This is a genomic window from Seinonella peptonophila (genome assembly GCF_900129355.1).
GTDB lineage: Bacteria > Bacillota > Bacilli > Thermoactinomycetales > Thermoactinomycetaceae > Seinonella > Seinonella peptonophila.
In genome coordinates this window covers 1-19,552 of the sequence record NZ_FQVL01000025.1, presented here as the reverse complement: position 1 = coordinate 19,552, position 19,552 = coordinate 1, and the positions used below count along the sequence as shown (strand labels likewise).

15 protein-coding genes and 2 pseudogenes are annotated in these 19,552 nt (G+C 36.1%); 15 read left to right on the top strand and 2 right to left on the bottom strand.

The features are described from left to right. Positions 1-285 precede the first annotated feature (285 nt). From BUB71_RS18510 to paiA, 5 genes and pseudogenes are all read left to right on the top strand, one after another. Positions 286-1,227: an alpha/beta fold hydrolase gene (locus BUB71_RS18510; protein ID WP_073158666.1), complete on the top strand. Its 942-nt coding sequence runs from the start codon at positions 286-288 to the stop codon at positions 1,225-1,227. Positions 1,228-1,732: 505 nt separating this feature from the next. Further along, positions 1,733-3,088 carry an MATE family efflux transporter gene (locus BUB71_RS18505; protein WP_073158663.1) on the top strand — a complete coding sequence of 452 codons (1,356 nt, stop codon included), beginning with the start codon at positions 1,733-1,735 and terminating at the stop codon, positions 3,086-3,088. Positions 3,089-3,850: 762 nt separating this feature from the next. Then, positions 3,851-4,000 (top strand): hypothetical protein, encoded by a 150-nt coding sequence (locus BUB71_RS19830; protein ID WP_175552429.1) that lies wholly within the window; start codon positions 3,851-3,853, stop codon positions 3,998-4,000. 116 nt (positions 4,001-4,116) lie between these two features. Next, positions 4,117-4,680, top strand: a pseudogene (locus BUB71_RS18500) (FMN-binding negative transcriptional regulator). Beyond that, positions 4,649-5,166 (top strand): annotated as a pseudogene (gene paiA, locus BUB71_RS18495) (spermidine/spermine N(1)-acetyltransferase). Before BUB71_RS18500 ends, paiA begins: the two co-directional pseudogenes overlap by 32 nt. Before the next feature lie 441 nt (positions 5,167-5,607). On the opposite strand, the gene BUB71_RS18490 reads toward paiA, so the two are convergent. Then, on the bottom strand, positions 5,608-6,465 hold the full coding sequence (locus tag BUB71_RS18490) for a helix-turn-helix transcriptional regulator (protein ID WP_073158660.1): 858 nt from the start codon (positions 6,463-6,465) through the stop codon (positions 5,608-5,610). A gap of 123 nt (positions 6,466-6,588) precedes the next feature. Here BUB71_RS18490 and fabF point away from each other — a divergent pair, with 123 nt between their 5' ends. The 10 genes from fabF (at position 6,589) to BUB71_RS18435 (ending at position 17,238) form a co-directional block, all read left to right on the top strand. Continuing rightward, a complete protein-coding gene (gene fabF / locus BUB71_RS18485; protein WP_073158657.1) occupies positions 6,589-7,824 on the top strand; it encodes a beta-ketoacyl-ACP synthase II in 1,236 nt (411 codons plus the stop codon). Between the two features lie 502 nt (positions 7,825-8,326). Then, positions 8,327-8,479, top strand: a complete 153-nt coding sequence (locus BUB71_RS19825) for a hypothetical protein (protein ID WP_175552428.1) — start codon at positions 8,327-8,329, stop codon at positions 8,477-8,479. 576 nt (positions 8,480-9,055) lie between these two features. Then, a complete protein-coding gene (locus BUB71_RS18470) occupies positions 9,056-9,763 on the top strand; it encodes a GntR family transcriptional regulator (protein ID WP_073158648.1) in 708 nt (235 codons plus the stop codon). After that, positions 9,735-10,859 carry a M20/M25/M40 family metallo-hydrolase gene (locus BUB71_RS18465; RefSeq protein ID WP_073158646.1) on the top strand — a complete coding sequence of 375 codons (1,125 nt, stop codon included), beginning with the start codon at positions 9,735-9,737 and terminating at the stop codon, positions 10,857-10,859. Before BUB71_RS18470 ends, BUB71_RS18465 begins: the two co-directional genes overlap by 29 nt. A gap of 21 nt (positions 10,860-10,880) precedes the next feature. Then, entirely contained in the window at positions 10,881-11,723 is an 843-nt protein-coding gene (locus tag BUB71_RS18460) for an ABC transporter permease (protein ID WP_073158644.1), read from the top strand. Beyond that, a complete protein-coding gene (locus BUB71_RS18455; RefSeq protein ID WP_073158642.1) occupies positions 11,720-12,508 on the top strand; it encodes an ABC transporter permease in 789 nt (262 codons plus the stop codon). Before BUB71_RS18460 ends, BUB71_RS18455 begins: the two co-directional genes overlap by 4 nt. Before the next feature lie 25 nt (positions 12,509-12,533). Next, positions 12,534-13,604 carry an ABC transporter substrate-binding protein gene (locus BUB71_RS18450; RefSeq protein WP_139279199.1) on the top strand — a complete coding sequence of 357 codons (1,071 nt, stop codon included), beginning with the start codon at positions 12,534-12,536 and terminating at the stop codon, positions 13,602-13,604. A gap of 17 nt (positions 13,605-13,621) precedes the next feature. Beyond that, positions 13,622-14,677, top strand: a complete 1,056-nt coding sequence (locus BUB71_RS18445) for an ABC transporter ATP-binding protein (protein ID WP_175552427.1) — start codon at positions 13,622-13,624, stop codon at positions 14,675-14,677. A gap of 30 nt (positions 14,678-14,707) precedes the next feature. Then, the gene (gene pruA / locus BUB71_RS18440) at positions 14,708-16,255 is read left to right on the top strand and encodes an L-glutamate gamma-semialdehyde dehydrogenase (protein WP_073158641.1); all 1,548 of its coding nucleotides are present in this window, start codon (positions 14,708-14,710) and stop codon (positions 16,253-16,255) included. A 68-nt stretch (positions 16,256-16,323) separates the two neighbouring features. Then, on the top strand, positions 16,324-17,238 hold the full coding sequence (locus tag BUB71_RS18435) for a proline dehydrogenase family protein (RefSeq protein ID WP_073158639.1): 915 nt from the start codon (positions 16,324-16,326) through the stop codon (positions 17,236-17,238). Between the two features lie 1,213 nt (positions 17,239-18,451). On the opposite strand, the gene BUB71_RS18430 is transcribed toward BUB71_RS18435, so the two are convergent. After that, a complete protein-coding gene (locus BUB71_RS18430) occupies positions 18,452-19,279 on the bottom strand; it encodes a nucleotidyltransferase domain-containing protein (RefSeq protein WP_175552426.1) in 828 nt (275 codons plus the stop codon). Between the last annotated feature and the right edge of the window lie 273 nt (positions 19,280-19,552).

Below are 19,552 nucleotides of genomic sequence, written 5' to 3'. Positions count from 1 at the left end.
CCCTTTGTGGATGATGGTTGTGTGAGAGCTTTCATCTAACCACATTTTGGCGGATTTTTCTATTTTTTATTTTCGATTAATGCAACAACCTCTATATAGAAAAATATATATAGTATATATTATTTTATTGACGAATATTAATCTCTATTCTAATATCTAAATAAAAATTAACTTTATGGCAACTCCATATATTCAGGGTGGTGATAGCTTAGGTCGAACAAAGATTCAATTCATAATCCTATATACGAGTTCCAATTGTTTACCATGTCTGAAGGAGGACAAAAGATGCGTCGTATTTCTAATCCCAAATCAATCGTCGTGATTCTCTTGATCAGTTTCATTGTTGTCATAACAGCAACATTGAACATTCCCAACTTCTCTCTCGCTAAAAATAAACAGGCGAACAAATTACCTGTGCAGATATCGCAAAAGGATTGGAAAAAGCATAAAAAGTCGGTTAAGCTATCAACAGGTATAACCATGAAGTATGTAGAAATGGGACGCTCGAACGGTCCGACACTTGTCTTAATCCATGGCATGACAGATAATAGCAGAAGTTGGTCACTGATTGCACCTTATCTCGCAACAAAATATCATCTTTATATGGTTGATTTAAGGGGACATGGTGACACAGATAAACCCGATCTCAGAATGTATCCAATCAGTATGTATGCGAGTGATATTGCGGATTTTATTGATAAAATGAAAATCAACAATGCTGATATCATCGGGCACTCACTGGGAAGCATGGTTGCCCAAGAACTGGCCATCAATTATCCAGAAAAGGTGAGAAAACTTGTCCTAGAATCTTCAGCACTTGTTGAATTTGATGCGCTTGGTAGAGATCTTTATGATGCAGCCGTTGGTTTTGGTAATAATCCTCCAGATCAAGAATTTATGGACTCTTGGTATGCAAATCCTAATCCTGTCAACAAAGAATTTCTCTCTTATGAAATGAAGGAATCTCAAAACATACCGCCCAAAACATGGCGTGCGATCACAAAAGGGGCAGCAGCTTCTTATCTTGTTCCTTTTATGAATGAGTTAAAAGCTCCAACATTAATCCTTTGGGGTTCAGCAGATTCATTCTTTGGCATTGATATTCAGAAAAAACTGCGAGCAAAAATACCCAAGGCAAAACTTGTTAACTATATTGGCACTGGACATAATATCCAGTGGGAGATTCCTCAAAAAATGGCGCATGACGTAATGAATTTCTTAAATTAGGATAGTTGACACCCTTATCGTCCAATCGATAGGGGTATTTTAAAATATCTATCCATGTCTTCTCATCTGGGTTGAATTTTCGAAAAAGCAAACGGTTTGTTACTAATAGAGGGTTCCTTTCGGCAGTCTTTTTTCTGATAACCACAAGTAACACCCCCCGATAAAATGAAACTCATCTGATCCATTGACTGTTTAAAGGTACATGTCCCATCATGATCTTACAATAAAAGTATTTCTACTAAGACAGCAACTTTCTGAATTAAGAGATGCATTGTAAAGGTAACTTAAGGATGCAATCGAAGTGTATTGGAAAGTCTAATCGAAGGGATTATATCGTGCAAAAGATTTTTAATTGAAAATTCAATCTCTTGATATAAGGAGTTCGAAAACAGTAAATGTATCTTTCTCGAATAATCGAGATTGAATTACTATACCTGTTTTAAGTATAATCAGTTGCATCCCTATAGAGGGGAGGGGTTTATTTTGGGTGCGGAGGGCTTATGTAATGAGTGAAAGACCATTAGTTACACAGAACTTATCTTTTCGAAGGAAGATATGGATAGTATTGTTACTTGCTTGGCCCGCAATTGTGGAAAATGTTTTGCAAACATTGGTTGGGTTTGTGGATACATATTTTATTTCGAAACTAGGGCTAGTAGAAGTATCTGCTGTGGGAATTACACAAACAATTTTGATGGTTTATTTTGCCGTGTTCATGTCTGTCGGTGTAGGTAGCACAGCGTTAATTGCAAGGTATATTGGAGCAAACAATGTTCAGAAAGCGAAAAGAGTCGCGACTCAGTCAATATGGATGAGTATCTGGGTAGGGCTTTTATTTGGAATTGGAACATTAATATTTGCTGAACAAATATTAAAACTGATGGGTGCAGAGCCAGTAGTAATAGAACAAGGCATAATTTATTTTCGTATCGTTGCTATTCCATCAATATTAATTTCACTTATGTATGGCATTGGTAGTTTGTTACGTGGTGCTGGTGATACAGTTTCTCCAATGAAAGCCGGATTTTGGATGAATATTGTACATCTTGTCTTGGACTATGTCTTGATTTTTGGAATTGGATTCATTCCAAGTATGGGTATTCAAGGTGCTGCTGTTGCTACAGTGATAAGCCGTATTATAGGTGTTTTTCTTTTATGGAGATATTTACAAAAAAGCACAGTTTCCCTAGCATCAGATTGGTTTAAACAGTGGAAAAGTGATTTGTCAATTGCAAAGTCCATTATTCAGATCACTACTCCAGCTGTAATGGAACGATTGATTATGCGATTCGGGCAGGTACTCTACTTTGGAATGATAGTTTCTTTAGGAACATATATCTTTGCAGCTCATACGATTGCTGGCAATATTGAAGCTTTTGCATATTTACCTGGATATGGATTTGCAGCAGCAGCCTCTACCTTGGTGGGTCAACAACTAGGTGCAAACAGAATCAAGGATGCGATACAATTTGGATGGATTTCCACTGGATTATGTGCCGTAATTATGGGGATTCTTGGGGTATTTGAATTCATAGGAAGTGAATGGATGGCTCATTTCTTTACACAGAATCTATCGGTTATCCAACAAGTAACAATTGCTTTAAAGATTGACGCATTTAAGGAGATTCCACTCGCAATAGTCTTAGTGCTGACAGGTGCATTAAATGGAGCAGGAGATACAAAATGGCCCATGTATTCGACAGCGGTTGGAATATGGATTGTTCGCGTTATTGGCGTATATACATTCGGAGTTGCCTTCCATTGGGGACTGGCAGGTGTTTGGATTGCTATTCTATTAGATAATTTATGGAGAGCTGTTTTTTTAAGCTGGCGGTTTTATTCACAGAAATGGGCAAAGTAGTATAGAAAGGTGATAGTTATGAATTCGCATAAGCTTTCAGAAGTAATGAGTTGATTGTCCAAAATAGAAGGTCATGTACGTGGAACAACAATCTGATCAGGAAACCGTGGAATGAATCAAACGAGCGTTAGAAAAGTTTATATAGTAGAAGGATCAATGAATATGTCGTTTAATGCAAGGAGAACCGATGGGGTATTTTACTGTAACTTATTTAGATACGTTTTGCAGCTGGGGAAGACTATTCTGCGACTAAACATTGATTGCGTAGATGACACTTGGCAGCGCATTGACAGAACTCACACCCTTGGAAGCCCGAATCGAAGCGTCGCCTTGTGAGAAACTGTCAAACCTTAGGATATTGTGATAATGGATGATTTACTTTTTTAAATCGTTGATGCCGAGTAATAAAAGCGACCTTTTTAAACCCTTGCAACTAAAGGAGTGTGCTTAAATTGAACATTAATAACTCTATAAAAGAACCTGTATGTCCTTCTTGTAAGGCTGTTGGTGTACGAAACATTGGATGTCATCAAGGAGAAGATCGCCGAACCCGTTTTTATGTGTTTTTTTGCAGACAATGTGGGCATGTTTACAACTGTTACAATCGGTCACAAAAATTTTTCTTTGACATATCGAACGAAGACTTGCCCTTATACCCGTATTAATCAGATGATAATGTTATCATGATCTAGTAGTTATTTATTAAAAATAAAATAGATAAGTGTGTTATGAAAAATGAAAAAAATCGCAAAATGGGTAGTCATGACTTCTATAGTAACAGCCGTATTAATTGGGGGATTTCATACCAGTGAAGAGACTTATGCGGCTGAAGTAACTCCATCTATAAAGACAGAAGGTGCCCTAGGTCAAATTACGATTCTTGTCAACGCGGCTATTGCCGAAGTTAATTAAGTGAAGATTACACCGATCTATAGGGATTTTGCCGATTTCTAATTTCGAATCGTGTCAACCGCTATAAAGTAATTTCTTTTAATAGCATTTTCAGAAAGTAGACCATTAAGTAAAACATTATTAAAGAAAATAGCTTCGCAACTCTATTTTCCCAACATGATGTTCATCCATCTGCGACCCACCTGCCCTTGACTTTAAATAAAGAAAGTGGATGTTTGTATGGCCACTTTGCAAAGGCCAATAAGCAGTGGAAGGATATAGAGGAGCAGGAGGTACTTAATTTTTTCAGGGATCGCATTGTTATATTTCGTCTACTTGGTATGAAACAAACAAATCCGTACCGACATGGAATTATGTAGATGTTCATGTATACGGGCAGATTGAGATCATTGAAGGGGGAGAAGTGATGAATTCCTTGCATCAAATGGTATCGAAATATGAAGATCCAAATAGTTCATATCAATAGAACGCTCGATTTATAGAAGGATAGGTGAAGGGATTGTTGGATTCAAAATCAAGATCGATAAAATCGAAGGAAAGGCAAAGTAAGTTAAAGCCACTCGGTTGATCGAATAAAACTTGTTATTTCTCAATTCGAGCAATCTAAAAGTGAGGATGAAAGGAAAATTGCCTCTCTTACGAAAGCAAATGAAAACAACGTTCAAGAAGTGTACACTTGAAGATGTAAAGATTCTTCAAGATATAAGTTATGAAACATTTAAAGAGACATTTCAGCATCTAAATACATCTGAAAATATGGAAGCCTATTTACAGAAAGCATTTAATTTGAAACAGTTGGAGAAGGAATTATTAAATGTTTCTTCAGCCTTCTTTTTTATATATGTGAATGAGGAACTGGCTGGATATTTAAAGGTTAATGTCGATATAGCCCAGACTGAGCGTATTGAGAATGATGCACTGGAAATTGAGAGAATTTATATAAGGAATAAATTTCAAGGGCAAGGACTTGGAAAATACCTAATAAATAGAGGAATTGAAATCGCAAAAGCTCAGAATAAAAAGCTGGTTTGGTTAGGTGTATGGGAAAAAAATGAGGGTGCAATCAAATTTTATAAAAAATGGGTTTTGTAGAAAATGGAACTCACTCTTTTTATATGGAAGATGAAAAACAAACTGATTTTATAATGGTGAAAGCGCTTATCTAATTGCATTCTTCTTCCATTTATATTTATGCAAAGATTGTATAGCGTGTTGGGAGAATACATCGGAATTTGACAGATGTACAGCGCTTTATCAAATTTTATAACGTAGGGGGATTTCATTGGAGAGACCGAACCATGTCCCATTCACCTCTCCGTTTATAGAAGTGAGAGTACTCTTGGATAATTTAGATAGAATGAGGGTAAGCATAAAAGTAGAAAAAGGGATTTATATACAAAAAACGCCTTGATTGGCGATCGATAGAGTATTGCAATTATTATTTAATAGAAACTCCATCCGAGCTTAACATAATCGTTCCTTAGTTTAAGTTATAATATTCACAATTCTTTTTTATCTTAAAAAAATCTAATCCTCTTAATGTGAAGGGGAATATCAAAAAGACACCTTCCTACTGAAGAGTAGTTCCGGAAAATGGAATAACGAAATTACTTTTTATTTTCAACCGAAACCTTCTTCATTAATCGCTTTAATTTATTTTCTGTATCTGTTTCCTCTACTGGTGTATAGATGCTGCACCGTAAATCCATATCACCTTGAACCTGAAGAGAAGTTAAATTAAACAGCATTTTACCTGCTTTAGCATGTCTAAATTCAATTATCATTTCTGGAGCCTTACTTACTTGACTTTCTTGCCATAAATCATGAAATTCTGGATGTGAATGACTCATTTCTTTTATAAATTGGTTGTACCACTCGTCGCCTAAATAGTGACCATAATAGGTACGAAAAATGGCAAGAAAACCTTTCGTAAAGTGTTCCCAATTGGCGGCTAAAGCTTTTAATTCTTTTCTGGTGAAAACTAAACGAATCAAATTTCTTTGGTTATTCGGTATTTTATCGAAATCTAAAAAAATATGAGCAGCTGCAGAATTCCAACCCACAATATGGCAATGTCGGTCTGTAATGATGGTAGGACAATATGTTAATTCAGCTAGTATTCGTTTTAAAGAAGGGCTAAGCTCTGCTTGATCCTTTTTTGGATTATCAATTTCCGTTTTTGTTTCTAATGCTAGGTCATATAAATAGTCTCTTTCATCATTGTTTAATTGCAACGCTGTAGAAATAGAGTCAAGTACGATAGAAGAAACTTTTATATCTCTTCCTTGCTCTAGCCATGTGTACCAAGTGGTACTTACACCTGCTAAATGTGCAACCTCTTCTCTTCGTAGCCCAGGTGTCCTTCTCCGGTTTCCGGCAGGCAAACCAATTGACTCTGGCTTGATTTTAGCACGCTTAGATTTTAGGAATGTCGACAAAGCCTCAAGCCTAGTTTTATCATTCATTTTTAAAACTCCTCATCAAACTAATTTTTCCTAGTGGTAATTATACTATGATAAACAACCACTTGTAGTAGGATAAAAAGATTATAAAATACAATTATATTATTGACTTGGGGGTGATGAAAAGTGGAAAGAGTTGTGATTACCGGTATGGGAGTAGTCTCTCCTATAGGAAACAACCTCAAAACATTTTGGAACAATCTAATTAACGGCAAGTCTGGTATATCTCTTATTGATACATTTGATATTACTAATCATAAGTCAAAAATTGCAGGTATTATACGGGATTTTGATGCAAATGAAATTTTAGGAAAGAAAGAAGCAAGACGTTTAGATCGCTTTTCCCAATTTGCTTTAGCCGCAGCTGAGCAAGCTTGGACAGATGCTAAGTTAGATCTCGATAGTATAGATTCCGAAAGATTAGGTGTGTACGTAGGTTCAGGCATTGGGGGAATTGAAACCTTAATTGAAAATATTGATACGCTCAGACAGAAAGGGCCAAGACGAGTCAGCCCTGTTCTAGTACCAGCTATGATTTCAAATGCTGCTGCCGCACAAATTAGTATTAAATGGAATGCAATGGGACCTTCTATGTCGCCAGTTTCTGCTTGCGCAATTGGAAATACAGCTATTGGAGAAGCCTTTAGACTAATTCGTTCTGGAGAAGTTGACGTTGTGTTTGCTGGTGGAACAGAGGCACCTGTAACAGACTTATCAGTAGCAAGCTTTGGGAATGCTACAGCATTATCAACAAGAAACAATGACCCAACAAAAGCTAGTCGTCCATTTGATAATAAACGAGATGGATTTGTCATGTCAGAAGGAGCTGGAATTCTAATCTTAGAATCCTTATCGTATGCTTTACGTAGAGAAGCAAAAATTTATGCAGAAGTCATTGGATATGGTGCAAGTTCAGATGCACACCATATGGTAGCTACACATCCAGAAGGTAAAGGGGCGCATCTTGCAATGAGATTAGCTTTAAAAAATGCAAATATAGCTCCTGAAGAAGTAGATGTAATTAGTGCCCATGCTACAAGTACACAAGTGGGTGACAGATCTGAAACAATAGCTATTAAGCAGCTGTTTGGAAAACAGGCTTATCAAATTCCAGTAACAGCTAATAAATCTATGATCGGTCATATGTTTGGGGCAGCGGGTGGGGTTGAAGCAATTGCTTTAGCAATGAGTTTAAAGGAGGGTATAATTCCTCCAACAATAAACTTAGAAAATCCTGACCCATTATGTGATCTCGATTATGTACCATCAATTGCTCGTCAATTAAATATAAATACGGGTCTGTCTAACTCATTCGGTTTCGGAGGTCATAATGCGGCAATTGTTTTAAGGAAATACGAGTGAATAAACTTTCTCTCGTAAATCTAACCGTTTCTTAAGAAAACGGTTAGATTTATTCAATTAAATAGCCCAATTTTTGAATAAAAGCTAATGACGATTGTTTAACTAAACTACCCCTTTAGTTTGAGTGAAAATTTCTGCAATTAGTTCATCTTAATACTATTACTACGAAAGTTGTTGAAGATGCAAGAGATATTTTAGTTATCGGAATTAAATATAAAAAAGCTAGCATTAAGGAGCTAGCTTTTTTATATTTCTTATAGCGCAAAATATTCCTTAAAATTATATGGAACATTCAAATACACAAACCATATGTACTTTTGGAGTTTGCCAATACACATGTTGATGAGAAAAGGGTAGATCGATTATTAGATTCACCTACTTTAGGAAAAGAACGAACAGATAGAGTGTTCAAAGAGACCAGAGATATTGGTAATGGAGGATATGGTAATACGCAAATGACCGCTCAAAATAACGGTCATCGATTTGTTTTTTTGGATGTGCGATGTTAGGTTATCAATTATATTATCTCATGATGATCTTACTTGAGCCGATTGCATTTTGTTGGGCGATTGTTCCTGCTTGGAAAGAGAGCTTGAATCGTTGGATGGCAAAGACGCTTCATACTCTATATATGAAGATTGGATGGGGCATGTAATTGTCCATTTTTTTCCTTTAGTTTTGCTCTATATGATTTTGCAGATGGCAAAAGTTATCTTTTTATGATGCTATTACATTTGAGATTAGTAGCGTTGATGTTTTGGATACGGAAGGAGATATTTCAACGATTTATCTCGTCGTTTATCTGCTCCAGGTCGATCGATGGTGCAAGTATCAGATTCTCCTTTGGAAATAGCTGTTTTAATATGTTTCGCAGTTTCAGGGTAACGTTCAGATGGAAAATTAATTGCGGTTTGATGATCTGAGGATGAGCTGATTGAAACAACTTCCTGACATCCAGCGAAAAGAAAAAGGACAGAAATAAACTAAGATATCTCATTAGTCGATTCTCCTTTATTCATAAATATCTCGAACAACTTCAATATTGTAGATTTCTGCAAAATAGATATTACATTTATTGCACCATTTACAAGAATAATTCTTTTTTTGTGGTCATCAATCACTTCTAAAATAAATATATAATTTTATTTAATAAATAAATCATTTATAAAAGTATTGAACTGGGATACAGTATGTCATATAATCATACACAAACATAGAAAGGTAGGTTTATATGTTAGATAAGCTGCGGCCTCAATCAATCAGAGAAATGGTATTTAAGAAATTACGTCAGGATATTTTACGGGGTATTAGAAAACCTGGTGAAAAATTGATTGAAGGTGAATTGGCAAATTCATTAGGTGTGAGTAGAACACCAATCAGAGAGGCGTTACACAAATTAGAACAGGAGGGGTTAATCGAAGTATTTCCGAGAAAGTACAGTTTGGTAATAGGTATAACGAATGAAAGTCTAAATGAGATTAATCTCATTCGTGCTTTATTAGAGCCAGCTGCTGCCAAACAAGCTGTTGATCACCTTACAGATCAACAATTACAGGAGATGGAAGAACTCCTTAATCAATCAGAGTATTATTTTCAGACAAATGATATCAAGAACCTGTTAAGAGTACATGATGCGTTTCACCAAATGATCATCACTGCTTCAAAGCTACCAAGAATTATACAAGTGCTGGAAAATATGCATGATTATATTGTTAGGTTTCGGATTTCCTTTTTATCTCATCCTGAATTAGTTGCTCGCTCCGTGAGAGAACACAGAATGATATTTGAAGCAACCAAATTAAGAGATGCAGAAAAAGTGGAGGAAATTTTTAAGGAGCATTTATTTGGAATATCAGAGTATGCAACAGTAGCACTAGAGCAAAATATGAATATCATGGGGGAATTACCAGATGAAGGAAATGATTCGCTATTTGAGTGAGGAAGTAGGTCCACGCTATGCGGGGACTCCTGGGGAATGGAAAGGAACTGATTATATTTATCAACGTTTGAAAGCGCTTAATATTCCAGTGCGCAAGCATATCTATCCTTTTATTGGTTGGGTTCCAGTAGATGAGCCAGAATTAAAATTGCTTTCACCAGTTCAAGAAGATTTGCTTACCGCGCCGTTGCTTTTTTCCGGCAGTACTCCAGTGGAAGGGGTTATAGGAAGACTTGTTAAATATGGAGTGAAGTTTTTGATTCCTGGTGTATATGATATGCCTACTTATGAAGTATTAGATGATGAAGATAATTTACTATGTCAAGTAGTAGTCAATAGTGGGGGTGATCCAATCGCCTTATTAAATCCACGTTCCAAGTTCCCAGTACCAGCAGTTGTGATGGCGCAAAAAGATCATGAGAGAGTATCAAGATGGTTGGATGAAGGGAAAGAAGTACGTGTTCATGTTAATATCCAAGGACAATTTAGACCTGATTTTAAATCAGCAAACATTATTAGTAGACCATATGAAACAAAGAAAGACACGAAAGATCGTGTAATTATTTGTGCACATTCTGATACTACAGTCAATACGCCAGGTGCTTATGATAACGCTTCCGGGATTGCTGGTATTTATGAAATCGCTCGCCGCTTGAAAGATGCTGAGGTGGAGTTACCCTTTCACGTAGATGTAATTGCATTTTCTAATGAAGAAGTTGGTTTTTTGGGTGCTGATTACTATGTTAATGAGCTAAAAGAACGTGGAGAATTGGAAAATGTAAAAGCAGTAATTAACTTAGATCAAGTGAGTGCTGGAGATCACTTATGGATTTGGTCTGGTCCGGATGAGTTTCGTGAAAAAGTAAGGCAAAGTTTTATTGAAAAAGGTGTCTATGATAAATACGAAGTAAAACTAGACACACCTAAAGCTGGTGCTGATGAGTGGATGTTCCATGTAGAAGGTATTCCTACTACGCTTCTCATGTTCTGGAGGTTGCCTGATTATCATCGTCCCACAGATACGATGGAAAAGATTGAAATTGAAAAAGTTGAAATCATGGTAGATGTGGCTCTTGATCTTCTAAAACGGATTTAGAAAGTAGAGAGGGGGATCAATATGCCCAAAAAATTGATATATTTGCCACTTATTCCTTTTCTTGTAGTCCTGATTCTGTTTTTTGTTTTCCCTCTACTTACGGTTCTAAACAATAGTTATTTAGATAAACAAGGGTCGTTCACCTTGGTGCATTATATTAAATTTCTAACCGATCCTTACTATCTAAATGTGCTATTCGTTACTTTTAAAATTTCGATCATCGTAACAGTTATAACACTTTTGCTCGGATATGCCATTGCATATTATGTGACAAAAGTATTAAAAAGCAAACTAGCTAAAAGAATTGCCTATGTGGTTATTATTTCACCTATCTTTACAAGTGCTGTGGTACGTTCATTCGGTTGGATTGTGATCTTGGGAAACAATGGGTTTATCAATCAAATGTTATTAAAAATTGGCTTAATCGATCAACCTATTCAGCTACTATACAATGAAACTGGGATTATTATTGGATTGATCTACATTTTAGCACCTTTTATGATCTTATCTCTAACCAGTGTGTTACAAAGTATTGACTCTCGTCTAGACGAAGCAGCAGCAGATCTTGGTTACAGTCGTTGGAAAAGCTTTATCAAAGTCACGTTACCTTTATCTGTTCCTGGTATTTTATCTGGAGTTATGATGGTATTTAGCTTGAGTCTGAGTTCATATGTCACTCCAGCGTTGATCTCAGGAGGTAAGATAAAAGTATTGGCTATGCTGATTTATGAACAAATGACACAGCTAATGAACTGGCAATTTGGTGGAGCAATGTCATTTGTCATGTTAGTAGTTAGTATTGTAATTTTGATGGTGAACAACTATTTGTTAAAAACGAGGTGGTCGGAAGGAGGAAGATCATGATAGGAAAAGTGGCTTCTAGGTTGGTAATATTTATGTTATTTCTTTTCCTAGCACTCCCACTAATTGTATTGATTGCTACCTCCTTTACTGAAGCTGGATATTTATCATTTCCGCCTGAAGGATTTACATTTAAATGGTACTTGGAAGTGTTACGAGATACTTCTTATCTCGATTCGTTTGCATTCAGCTTTTACTTAGCTTTATTAGCTACTGCCATCTCGATTGTCATTGGTGTTCCTACAGCTCAGATTTTAGCGAGACATGACTTTTTTGGAAAGCGTTTAATTGAAATGTTCTTATCTTCATCTTTGTTGCTTCCACAGATTGTTTTCGGAGTAGCATTACTTCAATTTTTTTCCTATTTTGTAGCTAAGCCGCAAAGTTTCTGGGTATTGACGTTAGGTCACATTGTACTAACGCTGCCCTACATTATTCGAACTTGTTTAGCTTCATTTATTGGCTTAGGTAAGTCACTTGAAGAGGCAGGTCAAGATTTAGGAGCTAATCGAATAAAAACGTTTGTATTCATTACACTTCCACTTATCAAGCCGAGTGTAATCGCCGGAGGATTGTTTGCTTTTGCTATTTCGTGGATCAATGTAGAGGTTACCATTTTCCTCAGTGCGAGCAATCAAATGGCACTTCCAGTAAAAATGTTTAACTATGTTCAATATAATGTAGATCCAATGATTGCGGCAGTTTCGGCTTTGACCATCTATCTTGCGTTTATATTAATCGTGATCATTGATTATTTTGTGGAACTAGAAAATATTGCAGCAAATTAAAAATGATCGAGAGGAGAAACAACAGATGATGAAGGTAATGAGAACAGTAGCACTACTATCGATGCTTGTTGTCATAATTGCTGGTTGTCAGCCTGCTCAATTAAAACAAGGTGGAAATGAATCATCCAGTAAGGAATTAACCATTGCGATATTTGGTGGTTCTTGGGGGGATGCGATCAAAGAAAATATTGTGAAGCCCTTTGAAAAAGAACATGGAGTAAAAGTGAATTTAGTAGAGGGCACTTCAACAGTAACTATATCTAAACTTAAACAAGAAAAAAACTCCCCCACCATTGATATTGCTCTGATGGATTCAGGTATATCCGAATTATCGTTTCATGAGGGATTAGTGGAAGTACTAGATGCTTCCAAGCTAACCAATGCGAAAGATTTGATCCCATTAGGTCTTCAAAAGAGTGGAGACAAACCTTATGGCGTCGTTTTGGGGTATTGGGGACTAGGAATAGCGTATAATCCAACAAAAGTGAAAGAAGCACCTACTTCTTGGCTTGATTTATGGAAAAGCGAATACCAAAACAAGGTCACAATTCCTACACCAGAAACAACAGGTGGACTACCATTGTTACAGAAAATGGCAGAGTTAAATGGTGGTAGTACAGATAAAATCAACAAGGGATTTGAAAAGATTAAAAGCTTAAACACGGTTGCTTACTTCAATGGTTCTGGTGCGGCAAGTAACCTTTTTCAAAGTGGTGAAGTGATTATCGGTGCGCATTATGGTGGACCTGTTTGGGCATTGAAAGATCAAGGAGTACCCATTGAATTTATAATTCCAAAAGAGGGTGTTCTTGGAGCAGGTAGTTATTGGCATCTAGTGAAAGGGTCATCAAAGAAAGAATTAGCCATGAAATTTTTAGATAAGGCAATTAGTGTGGATGCACAAAAAGGAATTGCGGATCAGTTGTACCTAGCACCTGTTAATAAAAAAGTGAAATTATCTGAGGAAACTGCATCTAAAATGCCGTATGGAAAAAATGGAAGTATTGATGATATTGTCTTTCCTAACTATGAAGAAATTAATAAATATCGAAACGCATGGAATGATCAGTGGAATAAAGAAATTGGTAAAAAATAAAAGAGGTGAAGGATAGAGTGACATCTCCATATATTATCGAAATGAAAAATGTATCGAAAATTTATGGTCAACATCCTGCTGTAGATAATATTTCTCTAGATATTTATCAGGGGGAATTTCTATCTATCCTTGGACCCAGTGGATGTGGTAAAACAACTACCTTACGTATGATTGCAGGGTTTGAATATATTTCAAAAGGAACAATTATGTTAGATGGAAAAGAAGCTAGTCATGTTCCACCTTATCAACGACCTGTGAACACAGTGTTTCAAAATTATGCGTTGTTTCCACACATGACGATATTTAATAACATTGCATTTGGTTTAAAGAGAAAAGGAATGAAAAAGCAGGAAATCAAAGAAGAAGTAGATGAAATGTTAGAGACCATGGGACTAGAAGAGCATCGAGACAAATATCCTACTCAATTATCAGGTGGTCAACAGCAAAGGGTAGCACTAGCTAGGGCATTGATCAATAAACCAAAAGTTTTGTTATTAGATGAGCCACTTGCTGCATTAGATTTAAAACTGCGCAAAAAAATGCAATTTGAATTGAAGAGGTTGCATAAGCAAGTAGGTATTACATTTATTTTTGTTACACATGATCAAGAAGAGGCTTTGGTGTTATCTGATCGGATTGTAGTCATGCGTGAAGGAGAGATAGAACAAGTAGGGACTTCGGAAGAAATCTACAAAGATCCTTTAACGAGTTATGTCGCTCAATTTATTGGTGATGCGAATGTCTTGCCAACGAAGAAAAATAATGATGGTACGGTAAGTGCATTGGGTTATGATTTTCCAGTAGGAAAAACTGAAGAAGATTACCATTTTATTATTCGACCTGAGCATATTGAACTTCATTTGTCTCAAAATAAAAATGAAACAGATATGTATCAGGCCCCAATTACAATTACAGAGATTACGTATGCTGGTTCAAAGCAGATTGTAGAAGTGGAATGTATGGATCAAACAATTTATATTCATTGTTCTCCTGAACAAACCCTATCTAATGCAAATATAGGACAAAAAGCTATGATGATGTGGAAAAAGGAGCATCATAAGATTTTAAAGTAATTTATATGCTATTTTGGAGGGGAAAAGAAAGTGGTTAAATCTTATCAGCATGAGCCTTTTACTGATTTCAGGGATTTAGAAAATCAAAGTGCTTTTCAAGAAGCATTATCTCTTGTGGAATCTCAGTTGGGGAAAGAGTATCCACTGGTGATTGGTGAAGAACAGATTACGACAGTAGAAAAAATTGTATCCAACAATCCGAGTAGTAAAGACGAAGTTATTGGGACTGTATCGCAAGCAAACCAAGAGTTAGCAGAAAAAGCAATGCAAGTAGCACTGGAGACATTTGAAACATGGAAAAAATGGGATCCTACGGCACGTGCAGCTATTCTTCTGCGTGCAGCTGCTATTATCAGAAGACGAAAACATGAGTTTTCTGGATATCTCGTTAAAGAGGCAGGAAAACCATGGAATGAAGCAGATGCAGATACTGCTGAAGCGATTGATTTTTTAGAATATTATGCTCGTCAAATGGTGAAACTCAAAGATGGAAGTGCAGTAGAAAGTCGCTCTGGTGAGGATAATCAATATCATTATATTCCATTAGGTGTTGGTGTAGTGATTTCACCATTTAACTTCCCTTTAGCGATTATGGCAGGTACAGTAACAGCCGCTATAGTGACTGGGAATACAGTACTATTAAAGCCCTCAAATAATACACCAGTTGTAGCTGCAAAATTTGTGGAAGTAATGAAAGAGGCCGGTCTTCCAGCTGGCGTGTTGAGTTATATACCTGGTGATAGTTATAAAGTGGGTGAATATCTTGTTGATCATCCAAAAACTCGCTTTATTTCCTTTACTGGTTCTAGAACAGTGGGTTGTCGTATTTACGAACGTGCAGCAAAAGTACATCCTGGACAAATATGGCTCAAACGTGTGATTGCCGAAATGGGCGGAAAAGACACCATTCTTGTGGATGAGGAAGCTGATTTAGATTTGGCTGTAGCTTCAATTGTTCAATCCGCATTTGGCTTCTCAGGTCAAAAATGTTCAGCTGGCTCACGAGTAGTGGTACATGAAGCTGTATATGATGAAGTATTAGAAAAAGCTGTCTATTTAACCAAACAATTAACTGTAGGAGATCCGGCTGATCTCAACACGAAAGTAGGTCCTGTGATTGATCGAATGGCATTTGAAAAAATCCTGAAGTACATTGATATCGGAAAACAAGAGGGTGAATTAAAGGTTGGCGGTCAAGGAGATGACTCCAATGGATACTTTATTCAACCAACGATTTTTGCAGGTTTGGAAGAAAAAGCTCGTTTAATGCAAGAAGAGATTTTTGGTCCGGTAGTTGCTTTTTGTAAAGCAAGTGATTTTGACCAGATGCTTAAGATCGCTAATAATACTGAATACGGGTTAACAGGAGCTGTAATTTCAAACAATCGAGCACATATCGAGAAAGCAAAAGAAGAATTTTTGGTAGGAAATCTTTATTTTAATCGTGGTTGTACGGGAGCGATTGTGGGTTATCAACCATTTGGTGGGTTTCATATGTCAGGAACGGATTCAAAAGCTGGAGGACCTGATTACTTAACATTGCATATGCAAGGGCAAACGATTACTGATTCACTTTAGGAATCTGGGTAACAGGAAAATCTGTTGCCCTTCATGATTACTTTCATCAGATAGGAGGACGCAAACTAATGTTAGCAAAAGTATCTAAAAACTTTTTTTTATTTGTGTCCAATAATAAGTGGTTGAATCATGCGGCGAAAAAATGGGGATTTAGTTTTGGTGCATCACAAGTAGTTGCAGGTGATAATATAGAAGTTGCTCTCAAAAAAATTAAAGAGCTCAATGATAAAGGATTGCTATGTACGTTAGATCATCTAGGTGAATTTGTCTCAAATAAAGAAGAGGCTTTAGCTGCTACGCGAAGCGTTGTTCAGACTTTAAAAAGTATTTCTGATGTAAAGGTGAAAAGTCATGTATCTGTAAAATTGACACAACTAGGTTTGGATATTGATTATCAATTTTGCTTGAAGAATATGCATGAAATCTTAGCTATAGCAACAAGAACTAATAATTTTGTCACTATTGATATGGAAGATTATTCTCATTGTCAGCAGTCTTTAGATATACTGCGTGATCTTCGTAAAGATTACGACAATGTAGGAACTGTTATACAATCTTATTTGTATCGTGCTGTACAAGATATAAAAGATTTACAAGGAGTTCATTTGAGATTGGTGAAAGGTGCTTATAAAGAATCACCAGAGGTAGCCTATCAAGAAAAAAATAGAATTGATAGCAATTTTAGAATAATCATTCAAGAACACTTATCTAGTGGTAGTTATACGGCCATTGCTACTCATGACGATCAAATAGTGGATTACGTTAAACAATGGGTAAAAGAACAGGAAATATCTAAAGATCAATTTGAATTTCAGATGTTGTACGGATTTCGTAATCAACTACAATCAGATTTAGTAAAAGAAGGATACACAGTACGTGTCTATGTACCATTTGGTACTGATTGGTTTGGCTATTTTATGCGACGTTTAGCAGAAAGACCACAAAATATTTCGTTTGCAATTAAAGGGTTTTTTTCTAAATAAAATATCATTATATCTATTATGACATTGATTTTTCGTAGTCATCTGAAAATTCGATTCATACGAAAAGTTGATTAGGATATATTATATAATACTTTTAAATTGTAATTGGTTATGGGATACATATAGTAGTAATGATTTACCAAACGATCCCTTGGAGGTAAGGCTTGGATACAAAATGTACTCAGTGGATTGGGGAGATATTGACTGACTATAAAAGCTCCAAAAGGTTGTAATCGATTCTCTCCCGATTATTTCATCCAAAATATCTATTTAGTGGGTGGGCGATCGCTCACTTTTTTTGTTTTTTAGAGTTTGATATGATAGAAAAGTTTAAATAGTGAAACAAATCTACTGGTGAGTTACAAACCTATAAATTATGCAGGGTCGGCTGAGGACAGAAATAACATCTAACAAACCTTCTAACGCACTTTGTTTTCTTAGGTTTCTCCATTTATGTGTTTTTCTAAAACCCTTGATATCATTGGTTTCCTATTTTTATAATAGTGCTCATTTTCCCTAATTTCCCTATGAGACTTCATTCGTAATGATAGGGTCGTAGGTTCGAATCCTATATGTTCTATCAATGAAATCATTGCATTTGGGAAAGAAGTATCATTATATGTATTGAAAGCATAATTAGAGGAGCGGAAATAAGAGAATAGCAACTTTGGAAAAATGAATAAAATATAACAATACCGCCTTCCCGATGAGAGAGGCAGTACTGTTTCGTGGAGTTGTTAGCCCGCGTCCATTTCGGCTTCATGTTTGATCCTTTTGTATGTTTGTTGCAAAGCAGATTCTCAAAGTAACCAGCCAACCAGTTAGGGGCACCATTGAATAAAAGATAAACAAAGGTCTCTTGAAGATATATATCATCAGGTGCTTGATTTACAAAGTGAAGTAAATAGTCAGCCAGGAGAACATAAAGCGTTCGTACAGCAAGCAGTGAATGACTTTATAAAATTGACAGCAAAGGATATCAGTTCATTCAATGATATTTTGAATTTCATTCGTGTGTAGATCCTGAATCTACCCAATATTCCTTCATTGGTGTTGCAGAATCTGAAGATAATGATTGTGATTGTACAGAAATATCGAAAATATAGAAGCGAGAGTACTCCCGGACAATTTAGATAGATTTTAATATGAACTTAAAGATATATGTTGAGTCTAGGAGCTAATGATAATAAGTATATGTTTTTCGTTTTTGTCGCTAAAGTAGTCTTTCTGTTTCAATGACTAGATCTTGGAGTATCTGAATGGCTTGTTCTGTACTATCATTTTCTGAAGACAATCGTGTAAAAATTTGATCTACTCTTTTCTTATAGTCAGCAGGCTTTATTTCAAACAGCTCAATCAATTTAACTGCCTTTTTTTCGTTGATACAATATTCTTCATTTCTAGCAAATAAAAGTTGATTCAAACTAGAAACCGCACGAAAGCAATGACCAGCAACATATGAAACGTCATCATTCTTTAATGATTTTTCAGCAAACATTAAAGAGAAAGATGCCTCGAATTTAAACCAATTGATGATCTCTTTTTGCAAAGATTTTGGATAAGGTCTGGTTTTTGCTTTTAATTCAGTAAGTCGATTTGTTGGGTCGGTAAGTATTTTGCAAATGGATATTTCCCCCATGTACATGACATTCAGATAGGCATGAGGATGACCTGTTTGGTAATGCACTGTAATGGAGCCTTTTAAACAATCGTCTATTACTTGAAAGACTCTGTTTACATCACGAAATATAAAGTCCACATGATAGCCTTGTATAACAAGCCATCCACCACCGTTCACCCATGGTCCCCATTCACCTAAAGACGTAATCAAGTTTGGTCGATGTTCATCATCCAGTTCAGTAGCGATTTTGTTTAAAGTGTCCACATTAAAAGCAGATTCATCATAATAAATGCCAATATCGATGTCTGAATTCACTTGATGTGTACCTCTTGCTCTAGAACCACCTAAAACGATGCCTACTATTCCAGGTATATTTTCAAGGTTTCTTTTTACTTCTTTCAAGATTTCTTGAACACTCAACAACTTATCATCCTTTCAATTTAAAAAACTTTAAAAGATTGATCTTGGTCCAGATCGAAAACCCCATTATTTGTAATGTATTTTCCTCCCCTTTAGTGATGTACTATTGTATATTGACTAATGAGCGAATATATGTTCTAATATTTCTGGGTTATGTAATTCATTTTAGAAGAAAGTTTTGAACACTCCCGCCACCTACGCTAACGCTAAGAGGTGGGGGATTCTTGGGAACTCCCATCTACTGACGGGATATGAACCAAGCTATACCGCCAT

Bases quoted from the DNA above. Each gene is read 5' to 3' on its own strand.
- BUB71_RS19825 (WP_175552428.1), top strand. From the start codon at position 8,327: ATGTTAGGTTATCAATTATATTATCTCATGATGATCTTACTTGAGCCG.
- BUB71_RS19830 (WP_175552429.1), top strand. From the start codon at position 3,851: ATGACTTCTATAGTAACAGCCGTATTAATTGGGGGATTTCATACCAGT.
- BUB71_RS18470 (WP_073158648.1), top strand. From the start codon at position 9,056: ATGTTAGATAAGCTGCGGCCTCAATCAATCAGAGAAATGGTATTTAAG.
- BUB71_RS18460 (WP_073158644.1), top strand. From the start codon at position 10,881: ATGCCCAAAAAATTGATATATTTGCCACTTATTCCTTTTCTTGTAGTC.
- BUB71_RS18455 (WP_073158642.1), top strand. From the start codon at position 11,720: ATGATAGGAAAAGTGGCTTCTAGGTTGGTAATATTTATGTTATTTCTT.
- BUB71_RS18450 (WP_139279199.1), top strand. From the start codon at position 12,534: ATGATGAAGGTAATGAGAACAGTAGCACTACTATCGATGCTTGTTGTC.
- BUB71_RS18510 (WP_073158666.1), top strand. From the start codon at position 286: ATGCGTCGTATTTCTAATCCCAAATCAATCGTCGTGATTCTCTTGATC.
- BUB71_RS18435 (WP_073158639.1), top strand. From the start codon at position 16,324: ATGTTAGCAAAAGTATCTAAAAACTTTTTTTTATTTGTGTCCAATAAT.
- BUB71_RS18490 (WP_073158660.1), bottom strand. From the start codon at position 6,465: ATGAATGATAAAACTAGGCTTGAGGCTTTGTCGACATTCCTAAAATCT.
- BUB71_RS18465 (WP_073158646.1), top strand. From the start codon at position 9,735: ATGAAGGAAATGATTCGCTATTTGAGTGAGGAAGTAGGTCCACGCTAT.
- BUB71_RS18505 (WP_073158663.1), top strand. From the start codon at position 1,733: ATGAGTGAAAGACCATTAGTTACACAGAACTTATCTTTTCGAAGGAAG.